Annotated in this window: 16 protein-coding genes and 1 tRNA gene; 12 read left to right on the forward strand and 5 right to left on the reverse strand. The window is 69.7% G+C overall.

Translation table 11 applies throughout. From position 1 onward, the window contains the following. Window positions 1-4 precede the first annotated feature (4 nt). Both ntrB and METY_RS03180 read right to left on the reverse strand, forming a co-directional pair. On the reverse strand, window positions 5-853 hold the full coding sequence (ntrB, locus tag METY_RS03175) for a nitrate ABC transporter permease (RefSeq protein WP_103119943.1): 849 nt from the start codon (window positions 851-853) through the stop codon (window positions 5-7). Window positions 854-857: 4 nt separating this feature from the next. After that, on the reverse strand, window positions 858-2,216 hold the full coding sequence (locus tag METY_RS03180; RefSeq protein WP_103119944.1) for a CmpA/NrtA family ABC transporter substrate-binding protein: 1,359 nt from the start codon (window positions 2,214-2,216) through the stop codon (window positions 858-860). 162 nt (window positions 2,217-2,378) lie between these two features. On the opposite strand from METY_RS03180, the gene METY_RS03185 reads away from it, so the two are divergent. Further along, window positions 2,379-4,241, forward strand: coding sequence for a sigma 54-interacting transcriptional regulator (locus tag METY_RS03185; protein ID WP_103119945.1), 1,863 nt, complete (start codon window positions 2,379-2,381; stop codon window positions 4,239-4,241). 235 nt (window positions 4,242-4,476) lie between these two features. On the opposite strand, the gene METY_RS03190 is transcribed toward METY_RS03185, so the two are convergent. Beyond that, the gene (locus METY_RS03190) at window positions 4,477-5,280 is read right to left on the reverse strand and encodes a DUF4394 domain-containing protein (protein WP_103119946.1); all 804 of its coding nucleotides are present in this window, start codon (window positions 5,278-5,280) and stop codon (window positions 4,477-4,479) included. A 204-nt stretch (window positions 5,281-5,484) separates the two neighbouring features. Here METY_RS03190 and METY_RS03195 point away from each other — a divergent pair, with 204 nt between their 5' ends. The 7 genes from METY_RS03195 to METY_RS03225 all read left to right on the forward strand — a co-directional run bounded on the left by METY_RS03195 (window position 5,485) and on the right by METY_RS03225 (window position 9,651). Beyond that, window positions 5,485-6,045, forward strand: a complete 561-nt coding sequence (locus tag METY_RS03195; RefSeq protein WP_103119947.1) for a sigma-70 family RNA polymerase sigma factor — start codon at window positions 5,485-5,487, stop codon at window positions 6,043-6,045. Then, window positions 6,042-6,782, forward strand: a complete 741-nt coding sequence (locus METY_RS03200; RefSeq protein WP_103119948.1) for an anti-sigma factor — start codon at window positions 6,042-6,044, stop codon at window positions 6,780-6,782. Before METY_RS03195 ends, METY_RS03200 begins: the two co-directional genes overlap by 4 nt. A 54-nt stretch (window positions 6,783-6,836) precedes the next feature. Further along, window positions 6,837-7,676, forward strand: coding sequence for an aldo/keto reductase (locus METY_RS03205; RefSeq protein WP_103119949.1), 840 nt, complete (start codon window positions 6,837-6,839; stop codon window positions 7,674-7,676). 133 nt (window positions 7,677-7,809) lie between these two features. Beyond that, window positions 7,810-8,523, forward strand: coding sequence for a glutathione S-transferase N-terminal domain-containing protein (locus METY_RS03210; protein ID WP_103119950.1), 714 nt, complete (start codon window positions 7,810-7,812; stop codon window positions 8,521-8,523). A gap of 141 nt (window positions 8,524-8,664) precedes the next feature. Then, a complete protein-coding gene (locus tag METY_RS03215) occupies window positions 8,665-8,943 on the forward strand; it encodes a hypothetical protein (protein ID WP_103119951.1) in 279 nt (92 codons plus the stop codon). After that, window positions 8,943-9,377: a phage holin family protein gene (locus METY_RS03220; protein WP_103119952.1), complete on the forward strand. Its 435-nt coding sequence runs from the start codon at window positions 8,943-8,945 to the stop codon at window positions 9,375-9,377. The genes METY_RS03215 and METY_RS03220 overlap by 1 nt, the downstream gene beginning before the upstream one ends. 82 nt (window positions 9,378-9,459) lie before the next feature. Beyond that, a complete protein-coding gene (locus tag METY_RS03225; RefSeq protein WP_200819583.1) occupies window positions 9,460-9,651 on the forward strand; it encodes a hypothetical protein in 192 nt (63 codons plus the stop codon). 3 nt (window positions 9,652-9,654) lie between these two features. Here METY_RS03225 and METY_RS03230 read toward each other — a convergent pair whose 3' ends face one another. Then, on the reverse strand, window positions 9,655-10,089 hold the full coding sequence (locus METY_RS03230; RefSeq protein ID WP_103120135.1) for a DUF2147 domain-containing protein: 435 nt from the start codon (window positions 10,087-10,089) through the stop codon (window positions 9,655-9,657). 412 nt (window positions 10,090-10,501) lie between these two features. On the opposite strand from METY_RS03230, the gene METY_RS03235 reads away from it, so the two are divergent. Then, window positions 10,502-10,768, forward strand: a complete 267-nt coding sequence (locus tag METY_RS03235; RefSeq protein ID WP_103119954.1) for a sel1 repeat family protein — start codon at window positions 10,502-10,504, stop codon at window positions 10,766-10,768. Window positions 10,769-10,889: 121 nt separating this feature from the next. Beyond that, window positions 10,890-10,981 (forward strand) — tRNA-Ser (locus METY_RS03240). Between the two features lie 48 nt (window positions 10,982-11,029). On the opposite strand, the gene METY_RS03245 is transcribed toward METY_RS03240, so the two are convergent. Next, entirely contained in the window at window positions 11,030-11,326 is a 297-nt protein-coding gene (locus METY_RS03245; protein WP_146035649.1) for a hypothetical protein, read from the reverse strand. Between the two features lie 180 nt (window positions 11,327-11,506). On the opposite strand from METY_RS03245, the gene METY_RS03250 reads away from it, so the two are divergent. Together METY_RS03250 and METY_RS03255 are read left to right on the forward strand one after the other, a co-directional pair. Beyond that, window positions 11,507-13,567: an NAD(+) synthase gene (locus METY_RS03250; RefSeq protein ID WP_103119956.1), complete on the forward strand. Its 2,061-nt coding sequence runs from the start codon at window positions 11,507-11,509 to the stop codon at window positions 13,565-13,567. A 77-nt stretch (window positions 13,568-13,644) separates the two neighbouring features. After that, a complete protein-coding gene (locus tag METY_RS03255) occupies window positions 13,645-16,263 on the forward strand; it encodes a hybrid sensor histidine kinase/response regulator (protein WP_103119957.1) in 2,619 nt (872 codons plus the stop codon). The last annotated feature ends 4 nt before the right edge of the window (window positions 16,264-16,267 follow it).

Genomic DNA, 16,267 nt, shown 5'->3' on the forward strand with positions numbered 1-16,267 from the left:
GCCATCACTCCCGGTAGGCCACGAGACGCGCGGCGCGGGCGAGCGCGAGGTCGAGCGCCATGCCCACAAGCCCGATCAGCAGGATCGCCGTGATGATGTTGCCGATCGAGAGGTTGTTCCACTCGTTCCAGACGAAGTAGCCGATGCCGGTGCCGCCCACGAGCATCTCGGCCGCCACGATGACGAGCCAGGCGATGCCGATCGAGATCCGCATGCCCGTCATGATCGTGGGGGCCGCGGCCGGGAGGATCACGAGGAACGCCTTTCGAAAGGCGCCCACCTCGAGCGTGGCGGCGACGTTCAGCCACTCCTTCCGGACGCTCGCGACGCCAAAGGCGGTGTTGATCAGCATCGGCCAGAGCGAGCAGATGAAGATTACGAAGATCGCCGAGACGCCCGAATCCTTGATCGTGTAGAGCGCGAGCGGCATCCAGGCCAAAGGCGAGATCGGCTTCAGGATCTGGATGAACGGGTCCAGCGCCTTGTAGGTCAGCGGCGACATGCCGATCAGGAAGCCGAGCGGGATGGCGACGGCGGCCGCGAGCAGATAGCCGACGAGCACCCGGCCGAGCGAATAGGCGAGTTGGATCCCGACGCCCTGGTCGTTGGCGCCGCGGACATAGAACGGGTCCTTCAGGTGCCCCCACAGCGTGGCGGCGACGTCCGCGGGCGTCGGGAACGCGCTCTTGGCCCCCTGCGCCGCAGCGCCCGAGACGAGCGCCGCGTACTCCGGGTCGACGGCGCCGCCGCCCGGGCCGGCGCCCGGCAGCGTCGCCCACTGCCAGGCCCCGACGAACGCGGCGAAAATCAGCACCGACAGCAGCCCTGCGCGCAGGGAAAGAGACGACGCCACCCTCTCAGCTCCGCTTGATCGCAAAGGAGGCGACGTACTCGTCCGGCTTCGTCGGGTCGAAGGGCTTGCCCATGACGGAGAAGGTCTTGGTGGTCGTCTCTGGCGGCATGAGCCCTGCTTCCGCCATCAACCTCTTGGCGTCCGTCGCGAGGAACACGTCGTTCGCGACCTTGGCGTAGTCGACGTCGCCCTTGATCTGACCCCAGCGCTTCATCTGGGTGAGGATCCAGACCGCGAAGCTCTCCCACGGGAAGGGATCGAAGGCGATGCGGTTCGGGTCCTTCTTGACGCCGCCGAGGCCGTCCGCGTAGGTGCCGGTCAGCACTTGCTCCACCACCGTCTGCGGCTGGTTGAGATAGTTCGTGGGCGCGATCGCCGCGGCGATCTCCTTCCGGTTCTCGGCCTTTTGCGCGAAGGCGGTGGCCTCGATGATCGCCTTCAGCAGCGCCTGGTAGGTCCCGGGCATTTCGGTCACGAACTGCTTCGAGGCCGAGAACGCGCAGCAGGGGTGGCCGTCCCAGATCTCCTTGGACAGGATGTGGATGAAGCCGACGCCGTCGTAGACCGCGCGCTGGTTGACCGGGTCCGGCGCCAGGAAGCCGTCGATGTTGTCGGCGCGCAGGTTCGCGACCATCTCGGGCGGCGGCACGGCGCGGATCTGCACGTCGCGGTCGGGGTCGATCCCTGCTTCCGCCAGGTAGTAGCGCAGCAGGTAGTTGTGCATGGAGTAGTCGAAGGGCACGGCGAACTTCATGCCCTTCCAATCCTTCGGGTCGCGCTTGTCCTTGTGCTTGACCGCGAGCGTGATCGCCTGGCCGTTGACGTTCTCGACCGCCGGCATGGTCCACGGGATCGGGTTCGAGCCGACCCCCATGGAGATCGCCAGCGGCATCGGCGAGAGCATGTGGGCGGCGTCGTATTCCTTGTTGATCGCCTTATCGCGGATCACGGCCCAGCCGGCGGTCTTCACCACTTCGACGTTCAGACCCTGCTTCTCGTAGAAGCCCATCGGCTTCGCCATGATGATCGGCGTCGCGCAGGTGATCGGAATGAAGCCGACCTTGAGGTCCGTCTTCTCAGGCTTCGCCGCTTGCGCGAAGGCTTCGGTGGCGGAGGCCAGCGGGAACAGCGCGTTCACCGCCGCGAAAGCTGTCCCGGCCCCGACCGCGCTGAGGAAAGCGCGTCGCGTGGCGTCGTGCGGAAACAGCGCGCGCATGACTGCGCCCTCGACGACGCGGGTCGTCCGCGCGTCTTCGGAGGCCTGCGCCTGCACATGCTCGGCCTCGCTGCCGTGTTGGCCGCAGGAGCAGCCGCGGCTGTTGAGGCGATAGCGGGCGTCGAACGGGTCTTTGAAGGTGGTCATCGGCGCGGGCTCCGGGTGAACGGTCGTGCCGGATCCGTTGCAGGGGCCGTGCCAAGCGCGTGGCTTCGGGCAAGAGCGTGAGATCCGAACGAACTTGCGCCCTCGGCGGATTCACGAAATATCGTCGGCCACGACTTTTCGTGCGGGGAGGGACGAAATCTCGTGACTTCGCCCAGCGCGCTCGCCTTCGAGACAACCCCCGACGCGGCTCTGATCGTGGACCCGCACCAAGACGCGATCGTCGCCGCGAACGCCGTCGCACGACGGCTGTTCGGGAGCGACGACGGGCCGTTGGAGGGGCATTCCTTCGCCGCGCTTCACCCAGGGCAGCGCCCCGCCCTTGTCGTCTTCACAGAGGCCGTGCTCACGCTCGGCCGGCATTGGACGCGCTCGCTCAAGCCGAGGCTCGCGTCCGACGGGCCTCGCGACGTCGAATATGTCGGCGTCCGGCTTCCCGAAGGCGACCAGATCCTCGTCACCCTCTCGGATCTCGACGAACGCCGCCGCCGCGACGCGAACGCCGAAGCCGACCGCTACATTCGCGACGGCATCGCCGAATGGCGGCGGGTGGAACGCTTCTTCCAGGACGTGGAGCGGGAGAACCAGCTCATACTCCGCGCGGCCGGCGAAGGCGTCTATGGCGTCAACGCCGACGGGATCACCACCTTCCTCAACCCGGCGGCCGAGCGGATGCTGGGGTGGACGGCGGAGGAGCTGGTCGGGCGCAACATGCACGCGACCGTGCATCACAAGCACCCCGACGGCGCGCATTACCCCCACCACGACTGCCCGATCTACGCCGCCTTCCGGGACGGCGCGGTGCATCAGGTCGCGGACGAGGTGTTCTGGCGGAAGGACGGCGCGCCGCTCTGGGTCGAGTACACCTCGACGCCGATCCGAGACCGGGGGGCGGTGGTCGGCGCGGTCGTGGTGTTCCGCGACATCGGCCAGCGCCGCGAGGCCGAGGCGAAGCTGAAGGCCGCCCTCGCCGAGGTCGAGAGCCTGCGCGAGCGGCTGGAGTTGGAGAACGCCTACCTGCAGGAGGAGATCCGTCTGGAAGGCCGCCACCACGGCATCATCGGCACCAGCGCCGCGATCGAGACCGTGCTGCGGCAGGTCGAGCTCGTGGCGCCGACCGACGCCTCGGTCCTCGTCACCGGAGAGAGCGGCACGGGCAAGGAGCTGATCGCCCGCGCGATCCATGAAGCCAGCGGTCGGCGCGAGCGGCCGCTGATCCGCGTGAACTGCGCGGCGATTCCGCGCGAGCTGTTCGAAAGCGAGTTCTTCGGCCACGTGAAGGGCGCCTTTACCGGCGCCTTCCGCGACCGCGTCGGCCGGTTCGAACTCGCGAACGGCGGGACGCTGTTTCTGGACGAGGTCGGCGAGATTCCGCTGGAGCTGCAGAGCAAGCTGCTGCGCGTGCTGCAGGAGGGCCAGATCGAGCGCGTGGGCGAGGAGCGGACGCGAAAGGTCGACGTTCGCGTCATCGCCGCCACAAACCGCGACCTCGACGCCGAAGTGCGGAAGGGCGCGTTCCGCCGCGATCTCTATTTCCGGCTGAACGTGTTCCCGCTGCACTCGGCCCCGTTGCGCGAAAGACCCGAGGACATCCCGCTGCTGGCGCTCAACATCCTGCGCCGGCCGGGTCGCGCCGCCGCCGGCGCGCCGCTGGCGCTCACCGAAGGCGACGTGCGCCGGCTCACCGCCTACGACTGGCCGGGCAACGTGCGGGAGCTTGAGAACGTCATGGAGCGCGCGATCATCCTGGCGCGCGACGGCAAACTCAGGATCGACCTGCCCGCCGCGTCCGCCGGCCGGGTCGCGGCTCCGGCGCCGTCGAAGGCGGCGGGCCATGAGATTCTTACGGCGCAGGAGCTCCGCGCCCGCGACGCCGCCAACATCCGCGCGGCGCTCGCTGCGGCGGGCGGCAAGGTCTCGGGCCCCGGCGGGGCGGCGGAACGGCTCGGCCTAAAGCCCACCACCCTCGCCTCCCGCATGAAGGCGTTGGGGGTGGGACGGGGCTGAAGCTGGACAGGGATTAAGGCTGCGCGCGTTGACGCAGTGCGTGCTTCGAGACGCCTCGCCAACGCTAGGCTCCTCATCATGAGGAGGTCACCCTATCGAAGAGCTCGGACCGTCCCCAGGCTGAGAAGCAGCCGCCAGGCTGCCTCTCGACGCATGCAGTTGGCCGCGGCGTCGTCATGCCCGCGCTTTCGTCGGGCATGACGACCGGGCCGTGAGAGGCGTTTGAGCCTCTGGCTCAGCTCTTCGGCCACCAGGCGATGTCGGTGACGTCCTTGCCGCCCGCGACGTCGCCGGCCTTGGTGGTCTTGCCCGAGGCGAGGTCGATCGAATAGAGCGCGCCGCCCGTCATGAGCCAGCCCGTGTTCTTGCCGTCCGCCGAGGCGGCGATCTCGAAGCCCACAGGGCCGGAGAGCTTCACATCGATCTTGCCGATGGCGGAGAGGACGCCGTCGTTCGGCGGGGCCTGCTTCACCAGCGCCGGAATGGTGGCGTCGATGTCGAATAGCTCGGTCTTCTCGGCCTTCTTGCCGTTCACGGAGTTCGTGTAGGCGCCCGCCACGATGTTGGGCTTTTCGCCCTTGTGCATGTCGGTCTCGGCGTACTTCAGCGACCCGTCGACCGTCGCCTTGCCGTCGTCGACGTTGACGCGCAGGCTCATGCCGCCGTCGGTCAGGATGCGCAGGCGATCCGCCATGGGGTTGAAGTCCACGGTCACCTTGGCGCCCGCCGGAATCTTCTCGCTCAGCGCGCTCTTCTTCGTCGCCGCGCCTGACTTCGGATCGATCGTGACGATGTCGCCCGCGGCGGTGACGCCGTAGAGCATGCCGTCGGCGGGACGGACGTCGATGCCGACGAGGTCGCTTGCGCCGGTCAACTCGACCGTGCCGGAGACCTTGAGCGTCGCGGCGTCGACCAGCGCGAGCGCCTTGCCGCCGACCAGCGCGATTACGGTGTCGGCGGAGGCGGGGGCCGCGGCGGCGAGGCTAAGGGCGCCGACGGCGGCGGCGAGGCGGAGCTTGGACGAAAGGGCGAAGGACATCGGGTGCGTCTCCTGTCGTGTCGTGGCGCGCCGCGGAACGCGACCCGCGCTGGCCCTACCCGCGGGACGCCGGCGGCGGATGCAGCGGATGCGATGTCTTTTTCGTGAGCGGGGATTTTTTTGACGGCCCCCGCATCCGCGAGGCGGTCGCTCGGGTATGAGTTTGGACCCGCCCGCCGACCGCGGCTCCGGAGATCGACGAGCATGACGGCCGACGTTTTCGCCACCGACCGGGCCGACCCCTGCGCCGCGGACCTCGCCGCCTGCGCGCGCGGCGACCGGGCGGCGCTGCGCGCGATCTACGAACGCGAGGCCGGGACGCTGATCGCGGTCGCGGCGCGCATCGTGCGCCGGCGCGAGGTCGCCGAGGAGGTGGTGCAGGAGGCCTTCGTGCAGATCTGGCGGCGCGCGGGAAGCTTCGATCCCGCGCTCGGCTCTGGCCGAGGTTGGGTGTTCTCGATCGTCCGCAACCGCGCCCTCAACGCCGTCCGCGACGAGCGCCACGTGCCGGTGGAGGATGATGCGCTCGCGGCCTATGCGGAGGCGGCGACCGACGTCGACGACGCCTTCGGCCGGCTCGCCGCTTCCAGCGCGCTCCGCCGCTGCCTCGGCGGGCTGGAGCCCCGGCGGCGCGCGAGCCTGCTGCTCGCTTATGTGGCGGGCCTCAGCCATGGCGAGATCGCCGAGCGCCTCAACGTGCCGCTTGGCACCGCCAAGGCCTGGGTGCGGCGCTCGCTGCTCGCCCTGAAGGAGTGCATGGCGTGAGCGACCCGCGCGCCCACCCCGATCTCGCGGGCGAATACGTCCTCGGCTTGCTGCCGCCCGCCGAGCACGAGGCGTTCGAGCTGCGGCTCGCGACCGACCGGCCCTTGGCGCTCGCCGTCGCCGCATGGCGCGACCGCCTCCACGAGCTCGACGCCGCGGCGGCGCCGATCCCGCCCTCGCCCGACCTCTGGGCGAAGATCGAAGGCGCAGTCGCAGCACCCCAGGGCGCCGCGACCGCCCCCGCAGCTTCCGTCTACCCGCGGGCGGAGGCTCAAGGTCGCCCGTCGTTCTTCCGCGGCCTCTGGGAGAGCCTTACGCTCTGGCGCGGCGTGGGTTTCGCCGGCGCGGCCGCGAGCGTCGCGCTCGGCCTCGTGCTGGTCGCGGCGCCCAAACCCCGCGCGCCGATCGCGATCGCGGTCCTGCTGACATCAGACGGCGTCCCCGGCGCGGTCGTCGACATCTACGCCGACGGCGAGTCGCTGGTCGCGCCGCTGCAGGACGTCTCCGTGCCGGACGGGCGGACCCTGCAGGTGTGGACCCTGCCGGACGTCCAGCGCGGCCCGGTCTCCATCGGGCTGATGCCACGGGCGGCGCGGACGCGGCTCGCCTCCATGGAGCTGCCGGCCCCGAAGCCGCGCCAGCTTTACGAGATCACCCTCGAGCCCGCCGGCGGATCGCCGACCGCGCGGCCGACCGGGCCGATCCTTTACAAGGGCTACGCTGAACCCCCGCGTTGACGCGCCCTTGCGGGTGTCCGAGGGTCCGCGCCCCGACTGTTGAAGGAGACACGCATGCGCGCAGCGCCGTTCGGCCCCACCGGCCGCGAGGTCTCCGCCATCGGTCAGGGCACCTGGCTGATCGACGAGGAGGACCGCGTCGGGCCCGTGGAGGCGCTGCGCGCCGGCCTCGACGCCGGCATGACGCATATCGACACTGCGGAGATGTACGGCGACGCCGAAGTCATGGTGGCGGAGGCGATCGCCGGCCGCCGCGACGAGGTCTTCCTGGTCTCGAAGGTCCTTCCGGAGAACGCCTCTGCGCGCGGGACGATCGCCGCCTGCGAGCGCTCGCTGAAGCGGCTCAAGACCGACCGGCTCGACTGCTACCTGCTGCACTGGCGCGGCTCCTATCCGCTCGCCGACACCGTCGAGGCCTTCGAGCGCCTGGTCGAGGCCGGCAAGATCGCCTCGTGGGGCGTCAGCAACTTCGACGCCAAGGACCTCGACGAGTTGCTCGCCGTCACCGAGCCCGGCCGCATCGCCTGCAATCAGGTGCTCTACCATCTGGGGGAGCGCGCCATCGAGCACCGCGTGCTTCCGTGGTGCGAGGCCAACGGGGTCGCGCTCGTCGCCTACAGCCCCTTCGGCCACGACGATTTCCCGCCGCCGAACTCGCCCGGAGGGCGCGCCCTGGGGGAAATCGGCGCCGCCCACGGCGCCACGGCTCGGCAAGTGGCGCTCGCCGCCCTCTCTCGGCGGCCGTCTGTGTTCGTCATCCCGAAGGCGTCCAGCGTCGCCCACGCCCGCGACAACGCCGCCGCCGCCGACCTCGATCTGACGCCCGCCGAACTCACCCGGATCGACGCCGTGTTTCCCCGCGGCCGGGAGCCGCGTCGCCTGCCGATGATCTGACGTCGGCGGCCATGCGCGGCCGCAAAGTGGCGCCCGCGGCGCGAGCGCTTGCCCCAGCCGCCGCGCCGGCTAGCTTTGGCCTCACGACGAGGCCCGCGCCGCAGGCGGGCCGCTCTCAGCCAAGGAGGCCGCAATGGCCGAAGTGACGACCCCGCCGATCGACCTGTTCTACTGGCCTACGCCCAACGGCTGGAAGATCACCATCATGCTCGAGGAGTGCGGCCTGCCCTACGCCGTTCATCCCGTGAATATCGGCAAGGGGGACCAGTTCAAGCCCGAGTTCCTGAGCATCTCCCCGAACAACAAGATGCCGGCGATCGTCGACCCCGACGGCCCCGGCGGCCAGCCGATCTCGGTCTTCGAGTCGGGCGCGATCCTGCAGTACCTCGGCCGCAAGACCGGCAAGTTCTATCCGTCCGACGAGCGCGGCCGCGTCGAGGTCGACGAGTGGCTGTTCTGGCAGATGGGCGGCTTCGGTCCCATGCTCGGCCAGACGCATCACTTCCGCCAGTACGCGCCGGAGAAGGTGCCCTACGCGATCGAGCGCTACACCAATGAGACCCACCGGCTTTATGGCGTGCTGAACGAGCGCCTGAAGGACCGCGAGTTCGTCTGCGGCGACTATTCGATCGCCGATATGGCGATCGTAGGATGGGCGAAGCTTTGGGAGCGCCAGGGCCAGGACATCGCCGAGTTCCCGCATGTGAAGCGCTGGCTCGACGTCATGCTGGCCCGGCCTGCGGTCGCGCGCGGTCTTGAGGTGAAGGTGGACCAGCCGCCGATGGACCTCGCGACCGACAAGGACGCGCAGAAGATGCTGTTCGGACAGCGCGCCCGCGCGGGTTGAAGCTTCGCCGACCGTTTCGACCTTTCTCCGCGTGCGGGGGCGTTTTTCCGGGCGCCCCCGCTCGACGGGAAGACCGCGCGATCCAGTTATGCGCTCGGGCGCTCACGCGCGAACCGTTTACGCTTCCCAGGAGTAGACTTGATGTCTGAAACCACCGGAACCGGCGCCGCCACTCTCGAAAACGATTTGGCGACGCTTCGCGAAGACGTCTCGCGTCTCGCCGACACGATCTCGATCCTCGTCTCCGACAGCGCGGCGACCGCAAAGGTGGCCGCCGCCGACGCCGCGACCGCCGCGCGGGACAAGGCGGTCTCCGCCGTCGACGAGGTCAGCGCCTCCATCGAGCAGAACCCGCTCACCGCCGTCCTGATTGCGCTTGGCGTGGGCTACGTGGTCGGCGCTCTCGGGCGTCGCCGCTGATGTGGCGCTTCCTGCTTCAGGCCGGCATGGGGGCGGCGACGCTGAACGTCGCCGGCCGCATTGCGCGGCTGAAGCGCATGGCGGTCTATTTCGCGATCGCCGGGGTGCTGGGGCTTCTCGCCCTCGGCGCGCTGCTGTTCGCCTTGGGCGCGCTGCTTGAGCCCCGCTTCGGCGCCGCGGGCGCGGCGGCGATCGTCGGCGGCCTAACGCTCGTCGTCGCGGCGTTCGTTGCTTGGGCCGCCACCTGGACTCCGAGACCGGCGCGCCCGACCGTGGCGCCGATCGCCGATCGCGTGCGGTCGGAGCTCAGCGCGGTGGGATCGGCCTTCTCCGGCTCGGACCGCCCGCGTCTGCCGGGCGAACGGCGCACCCGCGGGGTCAACATGATCCTGATCGCGGCGCTGGCCGGGATCGTGCTGGGCCGCCGGCTGTGACCGAGGTTTCGTCCGCGGCTCACCGGGCTCGGACGGAACCTCGCCCCGGCCCCACCGTTGCGTCGCCATGAAAAACCCGTGGATGAGCTTCTGGCTGACCGCGGCGAACGCTCAGATGTCCGTCGCCCGCGGCGTGTTCGCCGCCAATCTGGCGCGCGCGCAGAAAGCGGCGGTCGAGGACATGACACGCCAGACCGTCGCCTTCTGGACGGGCGGCGCGGCGCCGGCGCCGTCGAAGACCCCCCGAAAGGCGCGCCGGCGCGCTCGCGCCTGACGCTCAGTTCGCCGGCGTCCAAACCTGCGTCTTGCAGACCAGGCCGGCCAGCGCGCATCCCTCGATCTTGAGCCCGCCGTCGGCCTGCGGGGTCATGTAGGCTTTGTACGTCTTGCCGTCCTCGGGGTTGTAGATCTGGCCCGCCCAGCGATCGCCGTCCGGAATCATGCCGCTGAGCAGCGACAGGCCGACGATCGGGCGGCCCCGCTTCGCCGCGTCGGCGTTGTTGATGTCAAGCTTGGGCTTGCCGGTCTCGTCCGTCGGCTCGCGCAGAGAGACGATCGCGCCGCAGAGCGCGGCTCCGCAGGCGCTGATTTTGACTTTCGCCTTGCCTCCGGGCGTGCTCCAGAGGCCAAGCGGATCCGCGCGCGCCGGCGCGGCCCCGAGCGTCGCGAGGACGGCGACGGCTGTCGCGAAGCGGCGGAACAGGGCGGACATGCGACTCTCCCGGAAGCCGAACGCGTCGGCGCAGCGTTCTTCGTGAGGCTGCGCGATCGCGCGTTCAACCAATCTTCAATCGCGCGCCGCGCCAACCCCGCCTTTTGCCGACAAGAGCCGGCCTGCGTCATCGTCCGGCGTGGTTCACGATCCCTGAAGACGTCGCCTTGCGTCGCGGCCGCCGGACGGCCGAAATTGCTCGATCCTCAGCATCGTTCACGGTGAATGACTCTCTAATTTAACGTCCGGTTTTCACTTTATTGAACTCTCATTTACGTCGACTTTTAATAGCATTGTAGAAATCTGCTGCGATCCTTCGATCAAGCCGGACGCTGCAAAGCAAACCGGAGATCAACGCCCGAGGCGACGGCTGAAAGCTTGGCGCCCGCCGACAGGACGAAGGTTCGCAGAGATGGCCCGTTATGAAATCTCCTCGGTGGACTGCGGCGCGCTCGGCGCCGTCGCGACCGGCACCGTGCTCTTCCAGCTCGGCCTGATGTACGCGGTCGGACGTTCGGTCCCGACCGACCGCGTCGCCGCGCACAAGTGGTTCAACCTCGCGGCCCGCGAGGGCGTCGCCGAGGCCGCACGGCTGCGCAAGGAGCTCGCGCTCGAGATGACCTCCGACGAGGTCGCCGAAGCCCAGCGCGCGGCCCGCGCATGGCTCGCGCAGGGCTGACGCGGACCCGCGCGCACGCCTCGCGGCGCGCCGCCCGACGACACCCCCCGCCCGTCTCCGTCTCTTCGGCGCCGCAGGCCCGTTGACCCGCCCATCCGACGCGTGTACCCCTCCCTGCGCCGGAGACGTGGCCGAGAGGCTGAAGGCACTCGTTTGCTAAATGAGCAGACCTGGAAACGGGTCTCGAGGGTTCGAATCCCTCCGTCTCCGCCACCTGCCCGCTAGCCTGGCGCGGATTCGCTCCGGGGCTTCGACATCCGCTCACACGCCGATCGCAAGATGCGCCGCATAGAGCGCGGGCGAAAGAGCGACGGGCGCCAGCAGCCAAATGGGCCAGGCCCGCATGCCGAACCTGGCCGTCGCCATGACCAGCACGGTCAGGAACGCCAACGGCAAACCAAACGCGAGCAGGTGGAGGGCTCCGCCGATGGCGCGACGCAGCGCCAGCGTCGGGCCGCCGCTTCCGGCAGTCAACATCAGCGTCCACCACAGCACGGACGTCGCGGCGAGAAGACTCGCCGCCGTGAAGGCCGGCCAGCGCCTTGCAGGTGCGGTCACAGCGCTACGCCTCGTTTGATGGTCCGAGTTTGCGATCTAGAGAACACCGCGCGCCTCGACGCCATCGAAAACGTCGCCCTCAATGCGCGAGTTCGCCGCCGCTTTGACGGCGTCGGGTCGGCGACCTAGGGTCCGGCGCGACCGTTCCCCAGACCGGGCGAGCGCCGAAGAGGTCGCCTCATGCCGTCCCATCGTCCGGATTTCTTCGCGCTTCACCGGCATGGCTTCGTCAGGGTCGGCGTCGCGACGCCCGCGGTCGCGGTGGCGGACCCGGAGCGCAACGCCGCGGCGATCCTGCAAGCGATGACGCGGGCGGCGGGCGACGGCGTCGACCTGCTGATCTTCCCCGAGCTCGCGCTGTCGAGCTACGCGATCGACGACCTGCTGCTGCAGGACGCTTTGCTCGAGGGCGTGGAGCGGGCGATCGAGACCCTCGCCGCGCAGACGCAGGCGCTCGGCGTCGTGGCGCTGATCGGCGCGCCAATCCGGCGCAACGGGCGCGTCTACAACTGCGCGGTGGCGCTCGCGCGCGGCAAGATCCTCGGCGTCGTGCCGAAAACCTTCCTCCCGAACTACCGGGAGTATTACGAGAAGCGGTGGTTCGCCTCCGGGGCGGGCCTCGCCGGGCTCACGGTCGAGGTCGCCGGGCAGACCGCGCCGTTCGGGGCGGACCTCATTTTCGCCGCGGAAGACCTGGCCGACTTCACGTTTCACGTCGAGATCTGCGAGGACTATTGGGCGCCGACCCCGCCCTCGACGCGCGGCGCTCTCGCCGGCGCGCTGATCCTGTGCAACCTCTCGGCCTCCAACATCGTGATCGGCAAGGCCGACGATCGGTCGCTGCTGTCGGCCGCCCAATCCATGCGCTGCGTGGCGGCCTACGCCTATTCGGCCGCGGGCGCCGGCGAGAGCACGACCGACCTCGCCTGGGACGGACAGGGCTCGATCCACGAGCTCGGCGAGCTCCTCGCGCAGTCCGAGCGCTTCGCGCGCGAGCCGCAGCTGATCGTGGCCGACGTGGACGTGCAGCGGCTGCGGCTGGAGCGCGCGCGGTTCGGCACCTTCAACGACGCCGCCGCCTTCGCCGGCCATCCGGAGACCGGCTTTCGCACCGTGCGGTTTCGCCACCAGCCAAGCTTCGCCGACCTGGGGCTGAAGCGCCCGCTCCGGCGGTTCCCCTACGTGCCGGACACGCCCGCCCGGCTCGATCAGGACTGCTACGAGGCCTTTAACATCCAGGTCCACGGGCTCGTCCGCCGGTTCGAAGCGACCAAGGGACGGACGATGGTGATCGGCGTCTCCGGCGGGCTCGATTCCACGCAAGCGTTGATCGTGGCGGCCAAGGCCTGCGACCTGATGGGCCTGCCGCGGACGACCATTCTCGGCTTCACCATGCCGGGCTTCGCCACCGGCGAGGACACCCGCGCCAACGCCTGGAGCCTGATGCGCGCGCTCGGCGTCGTCGCGGAGGAGATCGACATCCGCCCGGCGGCGAAGCAGATGCTGGCCGACATGGACCATCCCTTCGCCCGCGGCGAACCGGTCTACGACATCGCGTTCGAGAACGTGCAGGCGGGCCTGCGCACCGACTACCTGTTCCGCCTGGCGAACCAGCGCAACGGCTTCGTGGTGGGCACCGGCGACCTGTCGGAGCTCGCGCTGGGGTGGTGCACCTACGGCGTCGGCGATCACATGAGCCACTACGCGATCAACGCCGGGCTGCCGAAGACGCTGATCCAGCACCTGATCCGCTGGACGGTCCGCGCCGGCGAGTTTCGCGGCGCGACGGCCGAGGTGCTCCAAGCGATCCTCGGCACCGAGATCTCGCCGGAGCTCGTGCCGGCGGACGCCTCGGGCGCGATCCAGAGCACCCAGTCCAAGATCGGCCCCTACGAGCTGCACGACTTCTTCCTGTTCCACATCCTGCGCTACGGCCTGCCGCCGTCGAAGGTCGCGTTCCTCGCCTGGCGCGCCTGGGCCGAGGTCGAGGGCGGGGCGTGGCCGGCGGGCTTTCCGGAGGAGGAGCGGCACGCCTACGATCTCCCGACGATCGTTCGGTGGCTGGAAGCCTTCATCACGCGTTTCTTCGCCACCAGCCAGTTCAAGCGCAGCGCGATCCCGAACGGCCCGAAGATCTCGTCCGGCGGGGCGCTCTCGCCGCGGGGCGATTGGCGCGCCCCCTCCGACGGCCTGCCCGACGCTTGGCTGAAGGAGCTGCGCGACGCATTGCCCCCGCGGTAAAGCTCAGCCCGTGACTTCCGGGCCTGCTCCCCTAGTTTGCGGTCGCTGTTCCCTCCGCGTTGAAGATCGCGTCGCCGATGACTGATGGCTCGTTCGCTTCCGATCCTCTCCGCGGTTTTGGCGGCGAGGTCGCGACCATGCTCAGGGGCATGGATCTCGCGGCGACGCCGTTGGGCGATCAGCGGGGATGGCCCCAGAGCCTCCGGACGACCGTCGGACTCATGCTGTCGGCCCGGGCGCAGATCGTGCTGTTCTGGGGCCCCGACTACCTGGCGCTGTACAACGACGCTTACGCCCCGACGATCGGCGACAAGCACCCGCGCGCCCTCACCCGGCCGGCGCGCGAGAACTGGAGCGAGCTCTGGGACGATCTCGAGCCCCTGCTGCGGAACGTGCGGGAAACCGGCGAGACCTTCCACGCGGAGGACCGCCCGTTCTACATCGAGCGCGGCAAGCGCCCCGAGACCGTCTGGTTCGACATCTCCTACCAGGCGGTGCGCGACGAGGCCGGGGCCGTCGCGGGCATCCTCTGCATCGTCAGCGAGCAGACCAGGCGCGTGCTCACCGAGATGCGTCTCAACTTCTTGGTCGAGCTGTCGGATCGTCTGCGCGCCCACTCCGACCCGATCAGCGTCAAGCGCGCCGCGGCCGAGCTGGTGGGCCGGAAGCTGGGCGGCGGCCGCGCCGGCTACGCCGAGATCGTTGACGAGGCGCGGGGCTTCGTCATCGACGAGGATTGGACCGACGGCGTCATGCCGAGCCTCGCTGGCCGCCACGACCTTTCGGCCTTCGGCCAGCCGCTGCTTGAGAGGCTGCGGTCGGGCGCCGTCCTGCGCATCGACGACGTCGCTGGGGACGCGGTCGCGCAGAGCGGCCAGCAGGCCTTTGACCGCCTCGGCGCGCCGGGGATGATCGCCGTGCCGCTGGTCAAGGACGGCGCCCCCCGCGCCGTGTTCTATCTCCACGCCGCGGCGCCGCGGTTCTGGAGCGACGAGGAGGTCGAGATCGTCGCGGGCGCCGCGGAGCGCACCTGGGCGGCGGTCGAGCAGGCGCGCGCGGAGCAGCTCGTCGTCGCGAGCGAGGCGCGCTTCCAGGCGATCGCCAACTCGATCGACCAAATGATCTGGTCGACCCAGGCCGACGGCTATCACGACTACTTCAACGACCGCTGGTACGAGTTCACCGGCGCGCCGTACGGCTCCACTGACGGCGCGGCGTGGACCGGCATGTTTCATCACGAGGACCAGGAGCGCACTTGGTCCACTTGGCGACATTCGCTCGAGACGGGCGCGCCCTATTACATCGAGTACCGGCTGCGGCACCGGTCCGGGCAGTACCGCTGGGTCATCGGCCGCGCGCAGTGCGTGCGCGACGCGACGGGCGCGATTGTCCGCTGGTACGGCACCTGCACCGACATTCACGATCTCAAGACCGCCGAGGCGGCTCTGCGCGAGCTGAACGAGACGCTCGAAGCGCGCGTCGCGTCCGCGATCGCCGAGCGCCGGACCGCGGAGGACGCGCTGCGGCAGGCGCAGAAGATGGAGTCGCTCGGCCAGCTCACGGGCGGCGTCGCCCACGACTTCAACAACCTGCTGCAGGTCGTGGTGGGCAACCTCGAGATCCTCAGGCGCAACCTGCCGGAGGAGTTTGGCCGCCTGCGCCGCGCGGCGGAGAACGCCACCACAGGCGCGAACCGCGCCGCGATGCTGACGCAGCGGCTCCTCGCCTTTTCGCGCCGGCAGCCGCTCGCGCCTCAGCCGATCGACGCCAACCGGCTGGTCACCGGAATGGCGGAGCTGCTCGCGCGAACGCTCGGCGAGACGATCCATCTCGAGACCGTCCAAGGCGCGGGCGCGTGGCGGGTCGAGGCCGACCCCAACCAGCTCGAAGCGGCGATCCTCAACCTGGCGGTCAACGCCCGTGACGCGATGCCGAACGGCGGCAAGCTGACCATCGAGACCTCGAACACCCATCTCGACAAGGCCTACACCGCCGAACACCTCGAAGTGCCGGTGGGCCAGTACGTCGCGCTCAGCGTGTCCGACAACGGGTCGGGCATGACGAAGGAGACCCTCGCCAAGGCCTTCGAGCCTTTCTTCACCACCAAGGAGGTGGGCAAGGGCACGGGGCTCGGGCTGTCGATGGTCTACGGCTTCGTGAAGCAGTCCGGCGGACACGTGAAGATCTATTCCGAGGTCGGCGAAGGCACGACCGTGAAGATCTATCTTCCTCGCCTCGTGGGCGAGACGCTGGAAGAGGCGGCGGTCGCCGAGACCATCGTGCCTGAAGGCTCGCGCTCGGAGACGGTCCTCGTGGTGGAGGACGACGACGACGTGCGGATGTATTCGGTCGAGGTGCTCCGCGAACTCGGCTACCGCGTGCTCGAGGCCTACGACGGATCGTCGGCGCTGCGGCTCTTGGCCCGCCCGGAGAGCCGCGTCGACCTGCTGTTCACCGACGTCGTGCTGCCCGGCGACATGAACGGCGAACAGATCGCGAAGCAGGCCCGTGCGCTGAGGCCCGACCTGAAGGTGCTGTTCACCACCGGCTACGCCCGCAACGCGATCGTGCACCACGGGCGGCTGGACGTCGGCGTGGAGCTGATCACCAAGCCGTTCACCTACGCCGATCTCGCCGCCCGGATCCGCGACGTCCTGGACGCGCCGCCGCCGAAGCCGCAGCCGCCGAGGGGGTAAGGCT

Origin of the sequence: Methylopila sp. Yamaguchi (assembly GCF_002897035.1) — a bacterium.
Lineage (GTDB): Bacteria > Pseudomonadota > Alphaproteobacteria > Rhizobiales > Methylopilaceae > Methylopila.